General features: G+C 71.5%; 6 protein-coding genes. 3 read left to right on the forward strand and 3 right to left on the reverse strand.

Translation table 11 applies throughout. The features are described from left to right. The first annotated feature begins 196 nt into the window (after positions 1-196). From rsmA to QOL99_RS13070, 3 genes are all read left to right on the forward strand, one after another. On the forward strand, positions 197-1,048 hold the full coding sequence (gene rsmA / locus QOL99_RS13060; RefSeq protein WP_285524442.1) for a 16S rRNA (adenine(1518)-N(6)/adenine(1519)-N(6))-dimethyltransferase RsmA: 852 nt from the start codon (positions 197-199) through the stop codon (positions 1,046-1,048). 117 nt (positions 1,049-1,165) lie between these two features. Further along, positions 1,166-2,098 (forward strand): carbohydrate kinase family protein, encoded by a 933-nt coding sequence (locus QOL99_RS13065; protein ID WP_285524444.1) that lies wholly within the window; start codon positions 1,166-1,168, stop codon positions 2,096-2,098. A 342-nt stretch (positions 2,099-2,440) separates the two neighbouring features. After that, positions 2,441-3,988, forward strand: a complete 1,548-nt coding sequence (locus QOL99_RS13070; RefSeq protein ID WP_285524451.1) for a gamma-glutamyltransferase family protein — start codon at positions 2,441-2,443, stop codon at positions 3,986-3,988. 30 nt (positions 3,989-4,018) lie between these two features. On the opposite strand, the gene QOL99_RS13075 is transcribed toward QOL99_RS13070, so the two are convergent. The 3 genes from QOL99_RS13075 to recG form a co-directional block, all read right to left on the reverse strand. Then, positions 4,019-4,840 (reverse strand): SDR family oxidoreductase, encoded by an 822-nt coding sequence (locus tag QOL99_RS13075; protein WP_285524445.1) that lies wholly within the window; start codon positions 4,838-4,840, stop codon positions 4,019-4,021. Positions 4,841-5,049: 209 nt separating this feature from the next. Continuing rightward, a complete protein-coding gene (locus QOL99_RS13080; protein ID WP_285524447.1) occupies positions 5,050-5,364 on the reverse strand; it encodes a hypothetical protein in 315 nt (104 codons plus the stop codon). Beyond that, positions 5,364-7,408: ATP-dependent DNA helicase RecG (recG, locus tag QOL99_RS13085; RefSeq protein WP_285524449.1), on the reverse strand; the 2,045-nt coding region annotated here is incomplete at its 5' end. The genes recG and QOL99_RS13080, both read right to left, overlap by 1 nt.

A 7,408-nucleotide genomic window follows, 5' to 3' on the forward strand; every position in this document is an offset into this window, starting at 1 on the left:
CTGCACCCCGCAGACCGCCTCCAGCATCCCCGCGGTCTCGGCCTGCCCCGAGAGCCGCGCCGCCGCCAGCGCCCGGCGCCACTCGCCCGCGCGGGCGAACTCCCGCCAGTCGGGGGGGGAGGAAACGGCGGTGTCGGGCAGCTCGGCGGCGCTCATGGCCGGAGTATACTGACCCGCTTCTCAGCGCCCCCCTGCCATGACCGACCCCCCTGCCCCCCCCACCGACCTGCCCCTCTACTCCCCGGCCCGCGTGCGCGAGCTGCTGGCCCGTCACGGGCTCCGGCCGACCAAGAGCCTGGGCCAGAATTTCCTGATCGACGGCAACATCCTGCGGGCCATCGCCGAGGCGGGCGGCGCCGCGCCGGGCGTCCCCGTGCTGGAGGTCGGCCCCGGCCTCGGCGTGCTGACCCGCGAGCTGGCCCTGCGTGGGTCGCGGGTCACGGCGCTGGAGAAAGACGAGCGCCTGCGCCCGGCCCTCACCGAGACGCTCGCGGGGCTGGATGTGGAGGTCGTCTGGGGCGACGCCCTTGACTTCGACTATTCCAGTCTGCCCCCCGGCACCCGCGTGATCGCCAACCTGCCCTACTACATCACCGGGGTGCTGCTCTCGCGCTTCATGGGGGCGCCGGATATCCTCTCCGCGACCGTGCTGGTGCAAAAGGAGGTCGGCGGGCGCCTCGCCGCCCATCCCGGCGAGGACAACTACGGCTTCCTGAGTGCGCTGGCCGCCCTGCACGGCCGGGTGCGCCACGTCCGCGACGTGCCGAGGGGGGCCTTTTTCCCTGCCCCCGACGTGACGAGCAGCGTGATCCGCCTCGACTTCGACCGCGAGCGCCCCGCGCCCGAACCCGCCTTCCTGGCCTTCGTGGAAGCCGCCCTGCACCACCGCCGCAAGACCCTGCGCAACAACCTGCGGCTGGCGGGGTACCCGGCTCCCGACATCGGCGCGGCGCTGGAGGTGGCCGGGCTGCGCCCCGACGTCCGCGCCGAGGACGTGCCGCTGGGCACCTTGCGGGCCGCCGCGACCGCCCTGGGCGTGGTACGGTAGGAACCGCGTTTCACACGCCAACCCCGCTTTCCTGCGGCCCTGCCCCCGAGGTCTTTCCGGCGGGCCGCACTGCTCAACAGGGCCGCCCTCTTCCCGGCGTGGCCCGGAGGTTTTCCCGTGAAGTTCTATGTCATCGGTGACGTGACCGTCGATCACCTCTACCACCTCGACCACCTGCCCGCTCCCGGCGAGGAGGTCGTCCCCACCCGCGCCACCATGAAGCCGGGCGGCGCGGGCGGCACCATCAGCGTGACCCTGGCCCGCCTGGGCCACAGCGTGACCCTGGCCGCCCGCGTGGGCCAGGACCCCTTCGCCGAGTACGCCCTGGCGAGCGTCCGCGAGAGCGGCGTGTCCCAGGCCGCCGTCCAGCAGGACCCCGAGCACCTGACCAGCACCATCACGGTGATGCAGACCCAGGACGGTCAGCGGGCCATGCTCAGCCACGGCGCTGCCAACCGCCAGCTCGACCCCGCGCGGCTCAAGAAAAAGGACGTGGAGGGCAGTGACGCCCTGATCGTCAGCGCCTACAGCCTGACCGAGGGGCCGCAGCGCGACTACACCCTGGCGGCCATCGAGCTGGCCCGCAAGGCAAAAAAGCCCGTCCCGGTGTTTATCGACCTGGGCACCGGGGCCGTGAACAAGGTGGGCACCGACCTGATCGAGACCGTGACGGGCGCGGATTACCTCACGCTCAACCAGCACGAGCTGCTGGCCCTGACGGGCACGACCAGCATCAGCGCGGCGCTCGCGCAGCTCGGGGACGCCGGGGCGCGGCAGGTTGTCGTGAAGGTCGGCAAGATGGGAAGCATCGTCTGGACGCCCACCGAGACCGAACTCGTGGACGCGGTGAGGCCCCAGGGCAAGGTCGTGGACTCGACCGGCGCCGGGGACACCTTCACCGCCGCCTTCGCCCACGCGGTCCTGACCGGCCAGCCCCTGCGCGAGGCCGCCCGCACCGCCAACGCCGCCGGAGCGCTCGCCGCCACCCGCGTCGGTGCCCAGGCCCTGTCCATCACCCCCGCCGACCTCGCGGAGGCGCTCGCCCGCTGAAGCCGCGTCCCCGCCTCCCGGCCCCGGTCCACGGCGACCGGGGCTTTGCCTTTTGCCGTAGCCTGTCTTCCGTGACCTTTCAACCTGAANCGGCCAGCCCCTGCGCGAGGCCGCCCGCACCGCCAACGCCGCCGGAGCGCTCGCCGCCACCCGCGTCGGTGCCCAGGCCCTGTCCATCACCCCCGCCGACCTCGCGGAGGCGCTCGCCCGCTGAAGCCGCGTCCCCGCCTCCCGGCCCCGGTCCACGGCGACCGGGGCTTTGCCTTTTGCCGTAGCCTGTCTTCCGTGACCTTTCAACCTGAATTCCCCACCGTTCGCCGCCCGGTGTACGCCCGCCGGGGCATGGTGGCGACCAGCCAGCCCCTCGCCGCGCAGGTGGGCCAGAGCCTGCTGCAGCGGGGCGGCAACGCGGTTGACGCCGCCATCGGCACCGCTGCCGCCCTGACAGTCGTGGAGCCCACCAGCAATGGCCTCGGCGGTGACCTGTTTGCGCTGGTGTGGATGGAGGGCGAACTCCATGGCCTGAACGCCAGCGGCGCCGCCCCCGCCGCCCTGAGCCTGGACGCACTCGCCGAGCGCCACGGCGGCGAGATGCCCCGCCACGGCTGGACGCCCGTCACGGTCCCCGGCGGGGTACGCGGCTGGGCCGACCTGCACGCCCGCTTCGGCCGCCTGCCCTTTGCGGAGGTCCTGGCCCCCGCCGCCACCCTCGCCCGCGAGGGCTACCCCCTCTCGCCCGTTCTTGCGTCGAGCTGGGCGAGGGCAATCCGCATCTACCGCACCCTGAACCTCCCGGTCATGGAGGAATGGTTCCGCGTCTTCGCCCCCGACGGTTTCACGCCCGCCCCCGGTGCCCTGTGGCGCAGCGAGGGCCACGCCCGCATCCTGGAACTGATCGGGGCCACGAACGGGGCGGCCTTCTACGAGGGCGAACTCGCGGGGCGGATCGACGCCCACGCCGGGGCCACCGGCGGCCTGCTGCGCGGCAGCGACCTTGCCGCCCACCGCTCGGAGTGGGTCACGCCCATCCACGCCGACTACGGTGGTCACCGCGTCTACGAGATTCCGCCCAACGGCCAGGGCATCGCGGCCCTGATCGCCCTGAATGTCCTCAGCGGCCTGGACCTGCCGGATCGCCGTGACGACCCCGCCGGACTGCATCTCCAGATCGAGGCCCTGAAACGCGGCTTCGCGGACGCCCACGCTCACGTCGCTGATCCCCGCCACGTCCCGGTCGACGTGGAGCGGCTGCTGGGCGCCGGGAACGCGGCGGCCCACCGTGCCTTCCTGGGCGACACCGCCCACGACCCCTCCACTCCCGCTCCGAGCGTGGGCGGCACCGTGTACCTCGCCACTGCCGATGCAGAGGGCGGCATGGTCAGCCTGATCCAGAGCAACTACATGGGCTTCGGCTCGGGTGTGGTCGTGCCCGGCACCGGGATCGGCCTGCACAACCGGGGGCACAACTTCAGCCTCCAGCCGGGGCACCCCAACGCCCTCGCCCCTGGCAAGCGGCCCTACCACACCATCATCCCCGGTTTCCTGGGGCGCACGGACGGCACCCCGGTCGGCCCTTTCGGCGTGATGGGCGGCTTCATGCAGCCGCAGGGCCACCTTCAGGTCGTTCTGAACACCGTCCGCTACGGCATGAATCCCCAGCAGGCCCTCGACGCCCCGCGCTGGCAGTGGCTGCAGGGCCGCGCGGTGGAAGTGGAACCCGAACTCGGCGCTCAGGCCGCCCGTGCCCTGCTCGCGCGCGGCCACGACCTGCGGGTGCAACTCGACCCCGGCTCCTTCGGCCGCGGCCAGATCATCTGGCGCAACCCCGAGACGGGCGTGCTCGAGGGCGGCACCGAGAGCCGCACGGACGGGCACATCGCCGTGTGGTAAGGGCCAGGGGAGGGAAGGCCCCCCCGCCCCTCACCCCCCCACGTACTCCTCGCTCAGCGCCCACAGCCGCGCCGCTGCCGCGTCGTCGCGGCCCTGGGGCGCTTCCCTCGCCACTTTTTCCTGGCTGAAGTAGCGTCCGCTGAGCAGCAGCGAGGGGTCGGCGGCGAGGCGGATGCTCGTCCGTGCCCCCTGCTGCGGCGTGATGCCGAAGCGGTCCACCAGCCCCCACACCCGGCCGACCAGCCCGCCGTTGTTGTGCGCGAAGCCGCTGCGGACCAGCCCCGGATGCAGGCTGTTGCTCAGCAGCCCCGGCTCGCGGCGGGCCAGTTCGCGGGCGAACAGCACGTTGGCGAGCTTGCTCTGTCCGTACGCGGCCCAGCCCCGGTAGCCGCGCCGGAACTCCGGATCGTCCCAGCGCATCCGCCCCTGCGCGTGCGCCGCCGACGATACGGTGACGACCCGTCCCTGCCGCGACCCGCGCAGCAGCGGCAGCAGCTCCCGCGTCAGCAGGAAGGGGGCGAGGTGGTTCAGGGCCCAGGTCATCTCGGTGCCCCCCCGCGTTTCCTGCCGCTGGGCATAGAAGGCCCCCGCGTTGTTCACCAGCACGTCCAGCCGCCCTTCCCGCTCCCGGAACTCGGCGGCAGCGCGGCGCACCTCGCCCATCTCCGACAGGTCCGCCACGAGGTGCCCTGCCGCGCCCACCTCCCGCGCCGCGTCCTCGGTCTTCCGGGCGTTGCGGCCCACCACAAAGACCCGCGCCCCCATGCGCGCCAGCTCCCGCGCCGTCTCCTTGCCGATGCCCCCGGTCGCGCCCGTCACCAGCATCGTCTGTCCGCTCAGGTTGAAAGTCATACGCCCCAGCATAGGGAGCCGCCCGGCCTCCACACCGCGTCCGTGAAGACAGCACGGCCAAAAAGGACCGGCCGACCCCACGAGAAGTCGGCCGCGTCCGGCACCCTGGCGAGCTTCACCCGGCCCGCCTTGTTAGGTTGTGCTGATGGGTCCAGCATAGCGGGCGTGTGTCACAGGGATGTCACGGTGACGCAGGCCGTGACGGCTCTTCAGCGTTCAGCCAGGAAGTCTTCCAGGCTGGCATACAAATAGCTTGAGGGCCAGGGCGGAGGCTCATGCGGCTTCCAAGTCAGATGCACGCTGACCCAAGGGGCCTCCAGATCAGGCGCGTAGGCCAGAAAGTCGTCGTAACCCAGGCGCCGTGCCAGAAACTGGACATCTACACCGTGCAGGACATGGCCCTCGCTCACCTCAGCGTGCAACTCCCCAGCGAACATCTCGGCCTGTGGCGCTGTGAGCGGCTCATAGGGACGCTCAAGCTGCCCCAGCCGGTCCCAATCCTCGTCCGAGAGCCGCTCCCGCATCAAATCACCTCGCGGAACGCCACGCTCTGCGAGCGGTTCTGCAATTCCGAGCGCAGATACCCCAGCCGGGGATGCTCCAGCCGGGGGTCATGGGCGAGGATATGTTTCGCCAGCGCCCGCGCCTGCTCGATAATCTCCACGTCGCTGGCGAGGTCGCCCAGCCGCAGGTCGGGAATCCCGCTCTGGCGGGTGCCGCGAATCTCGCCGGGGCCGCGCAACTTCAGGTCCGCCTCCGCGATCACGAAGCCGTCGGTACTCCCCTCGATGATCTTGAGCCTTTGCCGGGTCTTCCTGGAGTGCTCGCCCGCGATCAGCACGCAGTAGCTCTGGGCGCTGCCCCGCCCCACCCGCCCCCGCAACTGGTGAAGCTGCGCCAGCCCGAACCGCTCGGCATTCTCGATCACCATCACGGTCGCGTTGGGCACGTCCACGCCCACCTCGATCACGGTGGTGGACACCAGCACGTCGAACTCGCGGGCGCGGAAGCGGTCCATCACGTGTTCCTTTTCCGCCGCCGTCATCTTGCCGTGCAGCAGCTCGGTGCGGGCTTCCGGCAGGATCACCTTCAGGTCATCGGCGAGCTGGGTGGCCGCCAGCAACTCCAGATTCTCGTTCTCCTCGATCAGCGCGGTGACCACGAAGGCCTGCCGCCCCTCCCGGATCTGCCGCATCACGAAGCCGTAGGCCTGCGCCCGGTGGGTGTCCTGAATCAGCTTCGTCTCGACCGGGGTGCGCCCCGGCGGCAGTTCGTCGATCACCGAGAGTTCGAGGTCCCCGTAGGCCGTCAGCGCGAGGCTGCGCGGAATCGGCGTGGCCGACATCACCAGCACGTCGGGGCGGCTGGAAAGCAACTTGCGCCGCTGCATCACCCCGAAGCGGTGTTCCTCGTCCACCACCGCCAGCCCCAGGTTGTCGAAGCGCACGTTCTCCTGAATCAGGGCCTGGGTGCCCACGACCACGTCCACGTCCCCCTCCGCGATGCGCGTTTGCATCTCCAGCTTCTGCCTCGGCGTCATCGCCCCCAGCAGCAGGCCCACCCGCACGTCGAGTTTGCCCAGGTACCCCACCAGATTCGCGTAGTGCTGCCGCGCCAGGATCTCGGTCGGGGCCATCAGCGCCCCCTGATAGCCGTCGCGCACGGCGAGGTAGAGGGCACACGCCGCCACCGCCGTCTTGCCGCTTCCCACGTCCCCCTGCACCAGCCTCGCCATCTGCCGCTCCGAGCGCATGTCGTCGGTGATCTCCAGCAGCACCCGCCGCTGCGCGTTCGTGAACGAGAAGGGCAGCGCCGACTCGAAGCGGGCGATATCGTCCGAGGTCGCCTGAAACCGCTTGCCCAGCAGCACGGCGTCCTCGCCCTGCAGCAGCATCCGCAGTTCCAGAAAGAGGTACTCGTCGAAGCGCAGCCGGTGTAGCCCGCGCTCCAGGTGCGCCTCGTCCCCCGGAAAGTGGATGCCCCACAGCGCGTCCCCCAGGTCGGTCAGCCCACGTTCGCGCCGCCAGTGGGCCGGGAGGTAATCGTCGGGCGGCGCGGCCTGCAAGGCCCGGAACGCCGCCCGGCGCAGAAACTCCTGCGAGATGCCGTCTTTGCTGTCATACACGCCCACGATCCGCCCGGTGCTGAGGCTCTCGCGCGCGTCCTCCACCGTCTCCAGATGCTCGACGCCCAGCTGCACGGAGCGGCCGAACTTCTTCACCCGCCCGGTCAGGACCAGCCGCGCTCCCTCCCTCAGCTGCCGCTCCACCCACGGCTGGTTGAACCACGACGCCTTGACCCGCCCGCCCGAGGGCGTTTCCAGCGTCACGTCCAGGATCAGCATGCCCGGCCTCGGCTTGCGGCGGCTCCTGGCGATCACCGTGCCCTCGACCGTGACCTTCTGGCCCTCCTCGACCTCCGCGAGGTCCGGCAGCGCCCGGCGGTCCTCGTGGCGGTGGGGGTAGGCGTGCAGCACGTCCCGCACGGTGTGCAGCCCCAGCGAGGCCAGTTTGCGCGCGCCCCCCGGCCCGGTGTCGAGCCGCGAGACCTCGGCGTCCAGCGGGAGCC

It is taken from the genome of Deinococcus rhizophilus, from assembly GCF_030271215.1.
Taxonomy (GTDB): Bacteria; Deinococcota; Deinococci; order Deinococcales; family Deinococcaceae; genus Deinococcus; species Deinococcus rhizophilus.

Coding starts and splice junctions, on each gene's coding strand:
- QOL99_RS13070 (WP_285524451.1), top strand. CDS start 2,441: ATGGTGGCGACCAGCCAGCCCCTCGCCGCGCAGGTGGGCCAGAGCCTG.
- QOL99_RS13080 (WP_285524447.1), bottom strand. CDS start 5,364: ATGCGGGAGCGGCTCTCGGACGAGGATTGGGACCGGCTGGGGCAGCTT.
- QOL99_RS13075 (WP_285524445.1), bottom strand. CDS start 4,840: ATGACTTTCAACCTGAGCGGACAGACGATGCTGGTGACGGGCGCGACC.
- rsmA (WP_285524442.1), top strand. CDS start 197: ATGACCGACCCCCCTGCCCCCCCCACCGACCTGCCCCTCTACTCCCCG.